Source organism: Nocardioides sp. WS12, assembly GCF_014108865.1.
Classification (GTDB): Bacteria; Actinomycetota; Actinomycetes; order Propionibacteriales; family Nocardioidaceae; genus Nocardioides.
On record NZ_CP053928.1, the window covers coordinates 4,028,478 to 4,041,126 of the forward strand.

13 protein-coding genes are annotated in these 12,649 nt (G+C 69.5%); 4 read left to right on the plus strand and 9 right to left on the minus strand.

The window, feature by feature from the left end:
* Genes HRC28_RS19490 through HRC28_RS19515 form a run of 6 tightly spaced genes read right to left on the minus strand, consistent with a single transcriptional unit; the run spans position 1 to position 6,955 of the window.
* Entirely contained in the window at positions 1–984 is a 984-nt protein-coding gene (locus tag HRC28_RS19490; RefSeq protein WP_182377059.1) for an ABC transporter ATP-binding protein, read from the minus strand.
* Positions 974–2,029, minus strand: coding sequence for an ABC transporter ATP-binding protein (locus HRC28_RS19495; RefSeq protein WP_182377060.1), 1,056 nt, complete (start codon positions 2,027–2,029; stop codon positions 974–976). Before HRC28_RS19495 ends, HRC28_RS19490 begins: the two co-directional genes overlap by 11 nt.
* Positions 2,026–3,063 (minus strand): ABC transporter permease, encoded by a 1,038-nt coding sequence (locus HRC28_RS19500; protein WP_202033127.1) that lies wholly within the window; start codon positions 3,061–3,063, stop codon positions 2,026–2,028. Before HRC28_RS19500 ends, HRC28_RS19495 begins: the two co-directional genes overlap by 4 nt.
* A complete protein-coding gene (locus HRC28_RS19505) occupies positions 3,050–4,003 on the minus strand; it encodes an ABC transporter permease (RefSeq protein ID WP_202033128.1) in 954 nt (317 codons plus the stop codon). Before HRC28_RS19505 ends, HRC28_RS19500 begins: the two co-directional genes overlap by 14 nt.
* Before the next feature lie 49 nt (positions 4,004–4,052).
* Complete coding sequence (locus tag HRC28_RS19510; RefSeq protein ID WP_182377063.1) at positions 4,053–5,306, minus strand: NADH:flavin oxidoreductase; 1,254 nt, start codon at positions 5,304–5,306, stop codon at positions 4,053–4,055.
* The gene (locus tag HRC28_RS19515; RefSeq protein WP_182377064.1) at positions 5,303–6,955 is read right to left on the minus strand and encodes a class I adenylate-forming enzyme family protein; all 1,653 of its coding nucleotides are present in this window, start codon (positions 6,953–6,955) and stop codon (positions 5,303–5,305) included. Before HRC28_RS19515 ends, HRC28_RS19510 begins: the two co-directional genes overlap by 4 nt.
* 101 nt (positions 6,956–7,056) lie before the next feature.
* Here HRC28_RS19515 and HRC28_RS19520 point away from each other — a divergent pair, with 101 nt between their 5' ends.
* Positions 7,057–7,815: an SDR family oxidoreductase gene (locus HRC28_RS19520; RefSeq protein ID WP_182377065.1), complete on the plus strand. Its 759-nt coding sequence runs from the start codon at positions 7,057–7,059 to the stop codon at positions 7,813–7,815.
* Positions 7,816–7,866: 51 nt separating this feature from the next.
* On the opposite strand, the gene HRC28_RS19525 is transcribed toward HRC28_RS19520, so the two are convergent.
* Both HRC28_RS19525 and HRC28_RS19530 read right to left on the minus strand, forming a co-directional pair.
* The gene (locus HRC28_RS19525) at positions 7,867–8,634 is read right to left on the minus strand and encodes an SDR family oxidoreductase (protein WP_182377066.1); all 768 of its coding nucleotides are present in this window, start codon (positions 8,632–8,634) and stop codon (positions 7,867–7,869) included.
* Entirely contained in the window at positions 8,631–9,251 is a 621-nt protein-coding gene (locus tag HRC28_RS19530; RefSeq protein WP_182377067.1) for a TetR family transcriptional regulator, read from the minus strand. Before HRC28_RS19530 ends, HRC28_RS19525 begins: the two co-directional genes overlap by 4 nt.
* Before the next feature lie 139 nt (positions 9,252–9,390).
* Here HRC28_RS19530 and HRC28_RS19535 point away from each other — a divergent pair, with 139 nt between their 5' ends.
* Genes HRC28_RS19535 through HRC28_RS19545 form a run of 3 tightly spaced genes read left to right on the plus strand, consistent with a single transcriptional unit; the run spans position 9,391 to position 11,644 of the window.
* Complete coding sequence (locus HRC28_RS19535) at positions 9,391–10,533, plus strand: Rieske 2Fe-2S domain-containing protein (RefSeq protein ID WP_182377068.1); 1,143 nt, start codon at positions 9,391–9,393, stop codon at positions 10,531–10,533.
* Positions 10,534–10,550: 17 nt separating this feature from the next.
* On the plus strand, positions 10,551–10,853 hold the full coding sequence (locus HRC28_RS19540; protein ID WP_202033129.1) for a hypothetical protein: 303 nt from the start codon (positions 10,551–10,553) through the stop codon (positions 10,851–10,853).
* Entirely contained in the window at positions 10,853–11,644 is a 792-nt protein-coding gene (locus tag HRC28_RS19545; RefSeq protein ID WP_182377070.1) for an SDR family NAD(P)-dependent oxidoreductase, read from the plus strand. The genes HRC28_RS19540 and HRC28_RS19545 overlap by 1 nt, the downstream gene beginning before the upstream one ends.
* A gap of 3 nt (positions 11,645–11,647) precedes the next feature.
* Here HRC28_RS19545 and HRC28_RS19550 read toward each other — a convergent pair whose 3' ends face one another.
* Positions 11,648–12,493, minus strand: coding sequence for an IclR family transcriptional regulator (locus HRC28_RS19550; RefSeq protein WP_202033130.1), 846 nt, complete (start codon positions 12,491–12,493; stop codon positions 11,648–11,650).
* Positions 12,494–12,649: the final 156 nt, after the last annotated feature.

Consider the following 12,649-nt stretch of genomic DNA (forward strand, 5'->3'; position numbering starts at 1 on the left):
TCACTCCTCAACGTGGTGGCAGGCCACGAACTGGCCCGGACGGATCTCGCGCAACTGCGGTTCCTCGGCAGCGCATCGTTCGGTCGCCAGCACGCAGCGGGTCCGGAACCGGCAGCCGGACGGCGGGTCGAGCGGCGAGGGCATCTCGACGGCCTTGGTCGGCTCGGGCGCCCGGTCGGCGTCCGCCTCGCTCGGCACCGACGCCAGCAGCAACCGGGTGTACGGGTGCAGAGCGGCGTTCTCGAGGTCGGTCGACGGCAGCACCTCGCAGGTCTTGCCGAGGTACATCACCATCACCCGGTCGCTGATGTTCTTCACGACGGCGACGTCGTGGGCAATGAACACCATGCTCAGCCCGAGCCGCTCGCGCGCCTTCTCGAGCAGGTTGAGGATCTGCGCCTGGACGGACACGTCGAGGCTCGACACGGGCTCGTCGCAGATGAGGACGTCGGGCTCGAGTGCCAGCGACCGCGCGATGCAGACCCGCTGGCACTGGCCGCCGGAGAGTTCGTGCGGACGACGGTCGCGGACCGCCTCGGGGTCCAGGCCCACCGACGTCAACAGCGTGTCGACAAAGGTCGCGCGGTCCCGGTCGCCCCAGCCCCAGATCTCGAGTCCTTCGACGACGAGGTCCTTGACCTTGCGGCGCGGGTTCAGCGCGGACACGGGGTCCTGCAGGATCAACTGCATCCGGGCACGGGCCCGCCGCATCTCCTGTGCCTTCATGCCGGTGAGCTCGACCTCGCCCAACCGCACGGACCCGCTGGTCGGCGGCGGCAACTGCATCACTGCACGTCCGGCGCTGGACTTGCCACAGCCGGACTCGCCGAGGATGCCGAGAGTCTCCCCCGGCAGCAGGTCGAGGTTGAGACCGGACACGGCGTGCACCGTGCCGCGTCGTACAGGGAACTCGACGACGAGGTCGTCGACAGCCAGGGCGCGCGTCTGCCCGGGCCGCAGATGGGCGGTGCCGCTACCGGCCATGACCGACCTCCGTCAGGGGCTCGATGGGGATGAGGGGGTGGTGGCACGCGACCTGACGAGCCGGACCGGTGGCCACCGCTCCACCAGGGAGTACGTCGACCAACCCGGGCATCAGGTCCGTACAGGTGTCGCTGGAGCGCCCGCACCGCGGGCCGAAACGGCAGCCCCGGGGCGGACGAGTCATGTCGGGCGGGTTGCCCTCGATCGCCCGGAGCACCGTGTGCGGGGCGTCGGACAGTTGCGGGATCGAGGCCAGCAGTGCGTCGGTGTAGGGGTGGTCCGGGGTGTCGAACACGGCGCGCGTCGGTCCGGCCTCGACGGTGCGTCCGGCGTACATCACCTGCACCCGGTCGGTGCGTCCCGCAACGGCGCCCAGGTCGTGGCTGATCAGGATCATCGCCATCGTGCGCTCACTGACCAGCGTGGCCAGCAGGTCGAGGATCTGCTTCTGCACGGTCACGTCGAGCGCCGTGGTGGGCTCGTCGGCTATCAGCAGGCGCGGGTCGCAGGCCAGCGCGGTGGCAATCACCACACGCTGCCGCATGCCACCGGACAGCTCGTGCGGGTACTGCGTGAGTCGGCGCACCGGCTCGGGGATGCCCACCTGGTTGAGCAGGTCGACGGCGCGTTCGGTGGCTTCCTTGCGGGAGCACTTGAGGTGGCGGCGCAGGGTCTCGGTGAGGTGGGTGCCGACGCGCTTGACCGGGTTGAGCGAGGTCATCGGGTCCTGGAAGACCATCGCGATCTCGGGTCCCCACAACTGACGCCGCTGACCGGGCTTGAGGGCGTGCACGTCCTGGCCGTCGAGCAGCACCTTGCCGGACACGGTGGTCGTGGGGCCGCTGGCGATCAGGCCCATCACGGTGCGGCCGAGCACGGACTTGCCCGAGCCCGACTCGCCCACGAGGCCGAGGGTCTCGCCCGGGGCCACCTGGAACGAGACGCCGTCGACAGCCCGGACGTCACCACGCGGGGTGTGGAAGACGGTGTGCAGGTCGTCGACGACCAGCAGCGGAGCAGCAGCCGCAGCAGATGAGGTGGTCACAGCTTGGCACTCCTCGGATCCCAGCGCTTCTGCGCCTTCTCCCCCAACAAGTTGAACGAGAACACGGTCAGGAACAGGCAGACGCCCGGTACGACGACGATGAACGGGTGCTTCTCCATCACGCCGCTCTGGCCCTCGGCAATCATGTTGCCCCAGGTCGGTTCAGGCTGCTCGATGCCGATGCCGAGGAACGACAGTGATGCCTCCGCGACCACGAGCACCGAGATCATCACGACGGCCAGCGACAGCACCGGGAGTACGACGTTCGGCAGCACCTCGCGGCGCAACAGCCGCACCCGGCCGGCACCCAGGGCCCGCGCTGCGAGCACGAACTCGCGCTCGGCGACGGTGATCGTGTTCGCCCGCGCCAGTCGCACCATGCTCGGAATCGTCAGCAGGGACAGGGCGAACGCGATGCTGCGCACGCTCGGCTCCAGCACGGAGCCCAGCGCGATGAGCAGGATCAGCGGCGGTACGGCGAGCAGCGCGTTCGACAAGATGCCGACCACCCGGTCGGTCGTGCCGCGGACGAAGCCGGACACCATGCCGACGAGGCCACCGACCACGGTGCCGATCAGGACCGCCAGCAGCGCAACCAGGATCGACGTACGGGCGCCGTACACGGCACGCGAGAGGACGTCGAGGCCGTAGTTGTTGGTGCCGAACGGGTGGCTCGAACCGAGGTCCGGGCGGGCGAAGATCGGCTCGGTCAGACCGGCCACGGAGTCGTTGTGGTTGCCGAGCGGCAGCAGCGGCGCGCACAGGGCAGCGCCCAGCACCAGTACCAGCCAGGTCATCCCGAGCCAGAACACGACGTCGACCTTGCGGCCGAGCAGGCCGCGGCACAACCGGCCCAGACCGGTGATCGCGAGCAGGATGCCGGCGGCGAGCAGCACCATCCGGACGAAGGTGACCACGACGTCGGTGGTGAAGGCCCAGCCGGCGAAGCCGAGACCGACGACCAGGATTGCGGCCCCGGTCAGGGCGAGCAGGGTGCGACCGTCGCGGCGACGGGTCGGTTCAGGCGCGAGCACGGCGGGTCCTCGGGTCGAGATAGCCATAGGAACGGTCGATCAGGGCGTTGCTGCCGACGTAGATGACGGCGATGACCAGGACGGCGCCCTGCACCATCGGGTAGTTGCCCTGGTTGGCGGCGTCGATGACGAGCTTGCCCATGCCGGGCAGCGCGAAGAGGTACTCGACGATCACGGTGCTGCCGACGAGCCGACCGATGCTCAGGCCGAGCACCGTCACCAACGAGAACGACGATGGGCGGAGCGCGTCGCTGACCATGATCCGCAGGGGCGACATGCCCCGGGCACGGGCCGCGAGGATGAAGTCCTCGTGCAGCGTGGTGACGAGGTCGTTGCGCAGGATGCGGGTGAACATCGCCGCCTCCATCAGCGCGATCGTCAGCGCCGGCAGGAAGGCGTGTTGCAGGTTGCCGCCGATGCCGTCGCCCAGGCGCACCCACTCGTTGCGCGGGAACAGGTCGAGCGAGTTGACGAGCACGGCGATCAGCAGGAGTCCGACGAGGAAGGACGGCATCGAGAGCAGTCCGAACGTCGCGGCACTGATGGCCCGGTCCGCCCGGCCACCTTCGTGGTACGCCGACCACATCGCCAGCGGGATCGCGATGAGCAGGGCCATCACCAGGCCCATCGCGGCCAGCTGGGCACTCACGGGCAGGGCCGACAGGATCCGGTCGAGGACCGAGGTCTGCGGCGGCACCAGCGAGGTGCCGAAGTCTCCGTGGAGAACACCGCCCAGCCAGTCGCCGTACCGCACCAGCAGCGGGTCGTTCAGCCCCAGCTGCTCACGCAGGGCGTCGTACTCCTGCGGTGTGCGGCCTTCACCGAGTACGGCGATCGCCGGGTCACCGGGGACGAGCGACAGCAGCAGGAAGACACCCAGGCTGACCAGCAGCAGAACTGCGATCAGCTCGAGGATCGGAAGGAGGATGCGGCGCGCCACCCGGACAATCTCGCACTTTCGGTGGGAGCGGCGTTGTGACCGATCCCACTCACCGGATGGGGTCGACACCGTTCGGTCCCGCATAGCCGGCGGGCTTGCCCCAGTCCGTTCCACGGGTGGTACGGCGGTCGACCAGGACGCAGCGCGTGCCAGTGTAGTTCGTGGGCATGCACTTGTTGCAGTGGTTGCACAGCGAACGGGTGGCCGCGTCGGCCTGGAGCCGGTTGATCAGGTCGGGCTCGCGCAGCAGGGCGCGGGCCATGGCGACGAAGCCGAAGCCCTCCGCCATGGCGGTGTCCATCATCGGGCGATCGGTGACACCACCGAGCAGGATCATCGGCAGGTTGACCGCGGCCCGGATCTGGCGGGAGTCCTCGAGGAGGTAGCCGTCCGTGTACGGGTAGCTCTTCAGCAACCGGTGGCCGATCATCTTCACGCCGGCCTTGATCGGCTGCGGCATGACGCCCGCGAACTCGTCGAGCGGGACATCACCCTTGAAGAGGTACATCGGGTTGAGCAGCGAACTGCCCGCCGTCATCTCCAGAGCATCCAGGGTGCCGTCGGCCTCGAGCCACTGGGCGACCGGGATCGCCTCGTCGAGCCAGAAGCCGCCGGGGGCGCCGTCGTCCATGTTCATCTTCGCGATGATCGCGATCCGGTCGCCGACCTCGTCGCGGACAGCCTGCATGATCTGCCGCGCCAGCCGGGCACGGTTGCGGAGGCTGCCGCCGTACTCATCGGTGCGCTTGTTCAGCTTCGGGCTCAGGAACGCGCTGGCCAGGTAGTTGTGGCCGAGGTGCACCTCGACGGCATCGAAGCCAGCCTCCGCCGCGCGACCCGCGGCGTGCGCGTGCGCGGCAACGATCCGGTCGAGGTCGGCGACGGTCGCCTCCTGGGAGGTGTTCATCGCGATCGCGTTGACGCGCCGGCTGGGGGCCAACGCCGGGGACCTGTTGCTCCGGGCCTCGGCGACGGGTCCACCGTGGCCGATCTGGGCCGACACCGCGGCGCCGGCGTCGTGGACGGCGTCGGTCAGCGTGCGCAGTCCGGGCATCGCCTCGTCGGTCCAGAGGACCTGGTGCCGGTCGGTGCGACCGTCCTTGGCGACGGCGAGGTAGGCGACGGTCGTCATGCCGACCCCGCCCTTCGCGTAGGCGACGTGGAAGTCGACGAGGTCACGGGTGACGCGCCCGCGATGCGCGAGCCCTTCGTACGTCGCCGCCTTGATCACCCGGTTGCGCAACTGCACCGGGCCGATCCGGCCGGCCGAGAAGACATCGGGCACCACCGTCGGGGCGGTCACGGCTGCACCGCCGGTCGGATGACCTTGCCGGTGGCGTTGCGCGGCAACGGCTGCGGCGCCACGCGCCAGCGGCTCGGCACCTTGAAGTGCGCGAGCTCGGTGGCGACGTGTTCCCGCAGCACCTGGATCAACTCGTCGGCGTCGGCCGTGGCGTCGGCCGGGACGATCACCGCTGCCACCTCCTGCCCGAGGTCGTCGTGCGGTACGCCCATCACCACGCACTCGCTGACCGCGGGGTGGTCGACGAGGACGCCCTCGACCTCGGCGGGATAGACGTTCTCGCCGCCGCGGATGATCAGGTCGGAACGACGGGCCGCGAGCCGGATCCGGCCCTGCTCATCCATCGTGCCGATGTCACCGGTGTGCAGCCAGCGGTCCGCGTCGATCGCGTTCTCGGTGGCCTGCGGGTTCTGCCAGTAACCGAGCATGTTGTAAGCGCTGCGGACGCAGATCTCGCCCTCCTCGCCGGCCGGGAGGACGGCGCCCATCGGGCCGCGGACCTCCATCTCGACGCCGACGATCGGCCGGCCCAGGGTGCCCGGCGACTCCGCCAGGTCCATCGGAGTCGCCAGCGCCACCGCGGTGCAGGACTCGGTCAGGCCGTAGCTGTCGACCAGGGCCCCCGCGAAGGGCAGGTGCTCGCGCAGCTTCTTCTTGAAGGCCGCCGACGACGGCGCGGACGCGAGCGAGAACGCGGAGAGCGACGACGTGTCGTAGTCCCGCACCCCGTCGAACTCCAGCAGCCGGTTGGCCATCGTCGGTACGGCGCCCCAGTGGGTGACGCGAGCGCCCTGCACGAGTTCCAGGACGGTCGCCGGGTTGAAGGCACCCAGGTGCAGGGCAGCCGTGCTGCCGTTGGCGAGGCGCGGCACTGCGAGGTTGTGCAGGCTGCCGATGTGGAACAGCGGCATCGCCAGCAGGTACACCTTGTCCTCGGGCGCCACCGGGTCACCGAAGGTCGCCGCAAGGACGTCGTTGTAGCGGTGGAAGCCGATGACGGAGCACAGGTTGCGGTGCGTGTGAACCGCGCCCTTCGGGCGGCCCGAGGTGCCCGAGGTGAACAGGATGACCGCCGGGTCGTCCTCGGCGACGTCCGCCGAGGGCAGCGGCGCGTCCGGACGGGCCGTGGCGAGACGCTCGTGCTCGGCACCGAACTCGATCACGGGGATGTCCCGGTCGCCCAGGGCGGCCTTCCGCTTCGCGTCCGCGAGGACGACGACCGGGTCGGTCAGTTCCAGCGCGTACTCCAGTTCGCGGGGAGACCACCACGCGTTGCAACCGACCGCGATCGCCCCGATCGAGACCACCGCCCAGAACGACTCGATCCAGGCGGCCGAGTTCGCAGCGGAAATCGCGACGCGATCGCCACGCCGGACGCCGTACTCCTCCCGGAGGGCGTGGGCGAGCGACGAGACCCGGCTGGCGTGCTCGGCGAAGGTGAGACGACCTTCGAGGCTGACGAGGTACGTGCGATCGCCGTACTGGACCGAAGCGGCGAGAACCTCGTGCAGGGCACGGAACCGGTGGGTGAACACGGGAATCGGGGCGCCGAGGACCTCTTCGATCCGCATCTCGCTCGGGCCGCCGGGGCCGGAGATCGCCGCGATGGCAGCGTGCGCCGACGCCACAGGGTCAGTCTGGGTGGTCATGTCATCGAGTATTCGCAAGCAGCGACGGCCGGGCCGCGCACGCTCCCGGTGACCGGGATCACCGCCAGCCGGGCACCGTCGGACGCGCTCAGGATGTCTGCATGAACGCATTGAACGGACAGGTCGCGATCGTCACCGGCGCAGGTCAGGGTGTCGGGCAGGGCATCGCCCTCGCCCTCGCCAGCGAGGGCGTTTCGGTCGCCGTCGTCGGCCGCACGGTCTCCAAGCTGGAGGCCACCTGCGCGCTCCTGCGCGAGCGTGGCGTGCGCGCCGAGGCCTACGGTCTCGACGTCCTCGACACCGATGCGATCGCCCCGCTGGTCGACCAGATCGCCGCCGACTTCGGCCGCGTCGACCTGCTCGTCAACAACGCGTACTCCGGCTCGATGATGCCCCTGCTCGACATGAGCATGAAGAACTTCACCAAGGGCTTCGTCTCCGGCCCGTTCGCCGCGTTCGCCTTCATGAAGGCCGCGCACCCGCACCTCGTCGCTGCGGGCGGCGGCTCGATCGTGAACCTGGTGACCTCAGCGATGGTGCGCTGGGACCCGACGACCTACGGCGGGTACGCCGCCGCGAAGACCGCCCTGCGCTCACTGACCCGCTCCGCTGCGGTCGAGTGGGCCGGCGACGGGATCCGCGTGAACAGCATCGCCCCGCACGCCCTCTCCCCCGGGTTGAAGTGGTGGACCGAGAACAACCCCGAGGAAGCCGCCGAGTTCGTCGCCGCCATCCCGATGAAGCGGATCGGTGACCCGGAGGCCGACATCGGCCGCGCCGTCGTCGCCCTGGTCGGCCCCGACCTCGCCTACCTCACCGGCGCGACCATCCCCCTCGACGGCGGCCAGGCGCACTTCTGAGGTGCCCTCGCGAGGTTGATTGACATCAATCAACCTCGCGAACGGGGTGGTTCAGCCAGCCGAGGTGACGACTTCCGCGCCGCCGTCGACGTACACGACCTGACCGGCCATGTGGGAGTTCTCGGGGGCGATCAGCCAGAGCAGCGCGTTGCCGATGACCTCGGGCTCGGCGTAGCCGTTGAGCGGCATCGGGACGGCCGCGTCCATGATCGACTTCCACTGCGGGTCGGAGACGAGCTCCGCCGTCATGGGCGTGAGGACGACGCCGGGCGCGATGGCGTTCACCGGGATCCCGGCTCCGGCGAACTCGGGCGTGACGGCGATGCGTCGCAGCCACTGCGCCAGGGCGGCCTTGGTCGAGGAATAGATCTCGTGTGCGCGACCGGCCGCAACCGCCGCCTCAGCGGCAGCGAGTGCGGCGGCTTCGTCGCCGGCCAGGCAGGCCTCGACGATCGCGGTGTCGTTCGGGTGGGTGCCGGAGATCGAGCCGACCAGGGCGACCCGCGGAGCGGACGCAGCGGCGAGCACCGGCTGCAGCCCGGTGACCAGGTCCGTCGTACCGAAGTAGTTGACGCTGACCTGAGGGGCTCCCGCGCGGCTGAGGCCGGCGCAGGTGATCAGCCCGTGGAGCTGCCCCCTAGCAAGCTCGCCGATCTGCGCCACCGCAGCCGCACGGCCGTCGACGGTCGACAGGTCGGCACAGACCTCGACGTCCTTCAGGTCGACCCCGATCACCCGGTCGCCGCGGTCACGCAGCAGGCCGGCAGTGACGGCTCCGATCCCGGACGCTGCTCCGGTGACGGCAATGACACGGCTCATGAGGTCTGTCCTTCGTCGTAGCGCGGACCGAGGAGCAGACGCGCGGCGAGCCGGACATCTTCCTCGGCTTGTTCGATGTTGATGACCTTGTTGAGCACGGAGATCAGGACGCCGTACCAGGTCTGTTCGATGATCCGGACCATCCGCAGGTCCTCGTCGACGGGCTCGTCGACACCGAGGGCGTCGAGCAGCACACGGTGGAAGGCGGCGTTCGCCTCGGTGTACTCCCGTCCGCCCTGCAACTGGGCGGCGTTGTTGGCCTGGAGCATGGCGGTCGCGAGCTGGGGCCGCTCGAGCAGCCGTCGGCCGGCGGCGATCAGGACGTCCGCGACGGCCCCGGCGTTCCCGACACTGTCCGGCTCCTTGACCGCGGAGGCGCTCAGGGTGTTCACCTGGCCGTGGAGTACGGCGACGAACAGGTCGGTCTTGGACGGGAAGTAGCGGTAGAGCGTGGCGATCGCGACGCCGGCTTCCTTCGCGACGTCGGCCATCTGCATCCGCTCGAGACCGTGGACGGCCCCGAGCTTGCTGGCGGCCTTCAGGATCCGCCGGTAGCGGTCCTTCTGCTCGTCAGAGGTGGGCTCAGCGGGTTGCCGGGCCTCGGCGATTCGCGGCACGCGTCTCTCCTGCTCTGTCGTGGAGCCCGGGTAGCGGGCCTGATCATCCTCGGTCGGCGTCCACCCCGGGCGTTGGCAGGCTACCGCTGAGTGGGACCGGATCCGGCGCTCATCGCACCAGACGTCGCAGACTCGGACCATGACGACCAACGACCAGATCCGCCAGATCGAGGTGGACGCAGGTCCGCGGCGGTTCGCCCGCGGCTGGCACTGCCTGGGACTCGCCCGCGACCTCGCGGACGGCAAGCCCCACCAGATCAACGCGTTCGGCCAGAAGCTCGTCGTGTTCACGGGCGAGGACGGCACCATCAACGTGCTCGACGCCTTCTGCCGACACATGGGCGGCGACCTGTCGCAGGGCACCGTCAAGGGCAACGAGATCGCGTGTCCGTTCCACGACTGGCGCTGGGGCGGCGACGGTCGCTGCAAGCAGATCCCCTACGCCCGCCGCGTCCCGCTGCGCGCCCGCACCGCAGCGTGGCCGACGCTCGTCCAGGACGGCATGGTCTTCGTCTGGAACGACCCGGAGGGCAATCCGCCGCCGGCCGACGTGACGATCCCCCGCATCCCGCAGGTCGACTCCGACAAGTGGACCGACTGGATCTGGTACGAGACGGTCATCGAAGGCGCCAACTGCCGCGAGATCGTCGACAACGTCGTGGACATGGCCCACTTCTTCTACATCCACTACTCCTTCCCGACGTACTTCAAGAACGTCTTCGAGGGCACCGCGGCCTACCAGTACATGGATGGCGCGGGACGTGAGGACGTCCGTCCGGTGACCCCGTCGAAGACCAACCCGACGGTGCTCGGCACGACCAGCGTCGCGGCGTACCACGGCCCGAGCTTCATGATCGACGAGGTGACGTACCACTACGAGGACCTCGACGTGGACACCATCCTGATCAACTGCCACTACCCGATCGATGAGAACTCGTTCGTTCTCCAGTACGGGATCATCGTGGAGAAGAAGGAAGGCATCTCCGACGAGGATGCCGACCTGATGGCCGCCAAGACCGGCAAGTTCATCAAGTACGGCTTCGAGCAGGACGTCGCCATCTGGAAGAGCAAGGCCCGGATCGACAACCCGCTGCTGTGCGAGGAGGACGGCCCGGTCTACCAGCTGCGTCGCTGGTACCAGCAGTTCTACGTCGACGTCGACGACGTCACACCCGAGATGACCGACCGCTTCGAGTTCGAGATCGACACCACGCGGCCCAACGAAGCCTGGCGTGCCGAGGTCGAGCAGAACCTCGCCGCCCGAGCACCAGCGCAAGGTTGATGGCCGGGCTGATGGGCATGTCTGTCCGTCCCGACGTGCGGCTCGAGGCCGCACCGATGCAGCCGGTCGACTGCGGCGCCTGTGGCGCCACGGTCCTTGCTCGCAAGAGCAGCTGGGACCAGACCACGCTGCAGTGGAGCACCGATGCACTGGCGACCTGCGCAGAGCGTCGTACGGCGGCCGAAAGCTCCGAGCGACCCAACCGCAATGCGTTCACGGGGTGCTCGGCGCTGACGGCCGCGATCCGCGCGGCTGCTGTCGCAGGTGCTCTCGACGTCCAGTCGGACGAGCCGCTCCCCACCAACCCGGAGGCGCGCTGATGGTCGACGTCCAGAAGTACGGCCCCTGGGCCGTCATCGCCGGCGGCTCCGAGGGCGTGGGCGCCGAGTTCGCCCAGCACCTGGCGGCCGACGGCTTCAACCTCGTCCTGATCGCCCGCAAGCCCGGGCCGCTCGAAGCGACCGCTGAAGCGATCTGCGAACTCGGCGTCGAAGTCCGCACCATCGCGGCCGACCTGACCGACCCGGCCGCGATCGCGGCGATCACCGACGCGACCACCGACGTCGAGATCGGCCTGCTCGTCTACAACGCCGGCGCCAACAGTTACGGCCGCGCCTTCACCGCCGGCGAACTGCCCGGCTTCCAGGGCGTCATCGACCTCAACATCACGGCGATGCTCGCGCTGACCCACCACTACGCAGGCCCGATGCGGGAGCGTCGCCGCGGCGGCATCCTGCTCGTCGGCTCACTGGCCGGCTACGTCGGCACCTCGACCGAGGCGATCTACGGCGGCGTCAAGGCGTTCGGCCGGATCTTCGCGGAGGGCCTCTGGGCCGAACTCCGTGAGTACGACGTCGACGTGCTCGAACTCGTCCTGGGCGTCACCCGCACCCCGGCCATGGAGCGCGCGGGGCTGAACTTCGACGTCCCCGGGATGCACGTCTCCGAGCCTGCGGACGTTGCCCGCGAAGGCCTCGCCGCCCTGGCGAACGGCCCCGTGCACGTGATCAGCGGCAACGAGCCGATGGTCGAGCGCCGGATGAGCACCGACCGTGCCCGGCTCGTCGCCGGGACCGAGAAGGTCATGCGGATGCTGGTCCCCCAGCACTGACGCTCAACCAGCGTTGCGGATCCGGGTCACCGTCGCGGCACGGCCACTGCGGTGGGCCGGGCGCTGCGGCATGTCCGGGTACAGGTCGGCGGCGATGCGACGCACCGCGTCCACGACGAGCGGAGCGACCCGCTCGAGAGCCGTGCCGGCGGCGGCCACGACGGAGATGGCGCCGACCGGGCCGCGCGGACCACGGATCGCGGCAGCAACGCAGGCGATGTCGGGGAAGCACTCGCCGCGCTCGAGCGCGAGGCCACCGCGGCCGCGGATCCGGCCGAGCTCGCGGTGCAGGGCGTCGAGCTCGGAGATGGTGGCGGGCGTGCGGACGGGGATCTGCTCCCCGACCAGTTCGTCGACGTACTCCGGTTCGAGCCAGGCGAGCATCGCCTTGCCGAGACCGGTGCAGTGGGCGGGCGCCGTACCGCCGACGCGCGACGGGACGGTGGCGGCGAAGCGGCCACCGAACTTGTCGAGGTAGCGCACCTGGTCGCCGTCGAGGACGGCGAGGTGGATGACCGCACCGGTACGGATCAGCAGGTCGTGGAGGTACGGCGACGCCGCGGACCGCAAGTCACTGTGGTCGTCGCTGCCGCCGCCGAGGACGAGCGAGCGTCGCCCCAGGCCGTAGCCCTGTGCCGAGTGCTCGAGCCACTCGAGGCGGACCAACTGGTCCAGGATGCGGTGCGCGGTCGACCGCGGCAGGCCCGTGGTGCGGGCGATCTGCTCGAGCGTCTCGCGGGACTCGCGGGAGGTGAACAGGTCGAGGATCAGGGTCATCCGTTCGACCATCGACGGCGGGAGTTCCCGCTCGGTGGTCGTCTCGGTCCGTTCGATCGTCAGCGCCGACATGATCTGCCTCCGTGGTTCAGAACTGAAATGAATTCTAGTTCTGAAGGTAACACCCGTCACAGGTCTTGAAAAGACCATTTCTGAAATTCATTCTACTGCCGCTGACCGGGACGGCCCGACCTCCCCGGGAGCCGCGTCGGCTTGGATGGACGGCAA

Bases quoted from the DNA above. Each gene is read 5' to 3' on its own strand.
- HRC28_RS19490 (WP_182377059.1), bottom strand. From the start codon at position 984: ATGGCCGGTAGCGGCACCGCCCATCTGCGGCCCGGGCAGACGCGCGCC.
- HRC28_RS19515 (WP_182377064.1), bottom strand. From the start codon at position 6,955: ATGACCACCCAGACTGACCCTGTGGCGTCGGCGCACGCTGCCATCGCG.
- HRC28_RS19520 (WP_182377065.1), top strand. From the start codon at position 7,057: ATGAACGCATTGAACGGACAGGTCGCGATCGTCACCGGCGCAGGTCAG.
- HRC28_RS19525 (WP_182377066.1), bottom strand. From the start codon at position 8,634: ATGAGCCGTGTCATTGCCGTCACCGGAGCAGCGTCCGGGATCGGAGCC.
- HRC28_RS19535 (WP_182377068.1), top strand. From the start codon at position 9,391: ATGACGACCAACGACCAGATCCGCCAGATCGAGGTGGACGCAGGTCCG.
- HRC28_RS19540 (WP_202033129.1), top strand. From the start codon at position 10,551: ATGTCTGTCCGTCCCGACGTGCGGCTCGAGGCCGCACCGATGCAGCCG.
- HRC28_RS19545 (WP_182377070.1), top strand. From the start codon at position 10,853: ATGGTCGACGTCCAGAAGTACGGCCCCTGGGCCGTCATCGCCGGCGGC.
- HRC28_RS19550 (WP_202033130.1), bottom strand. From the start codon at position 12,493: ATGTCGGCGCTGACGATCGAACGGACCGAGACGACCACCGAGCGGGAA.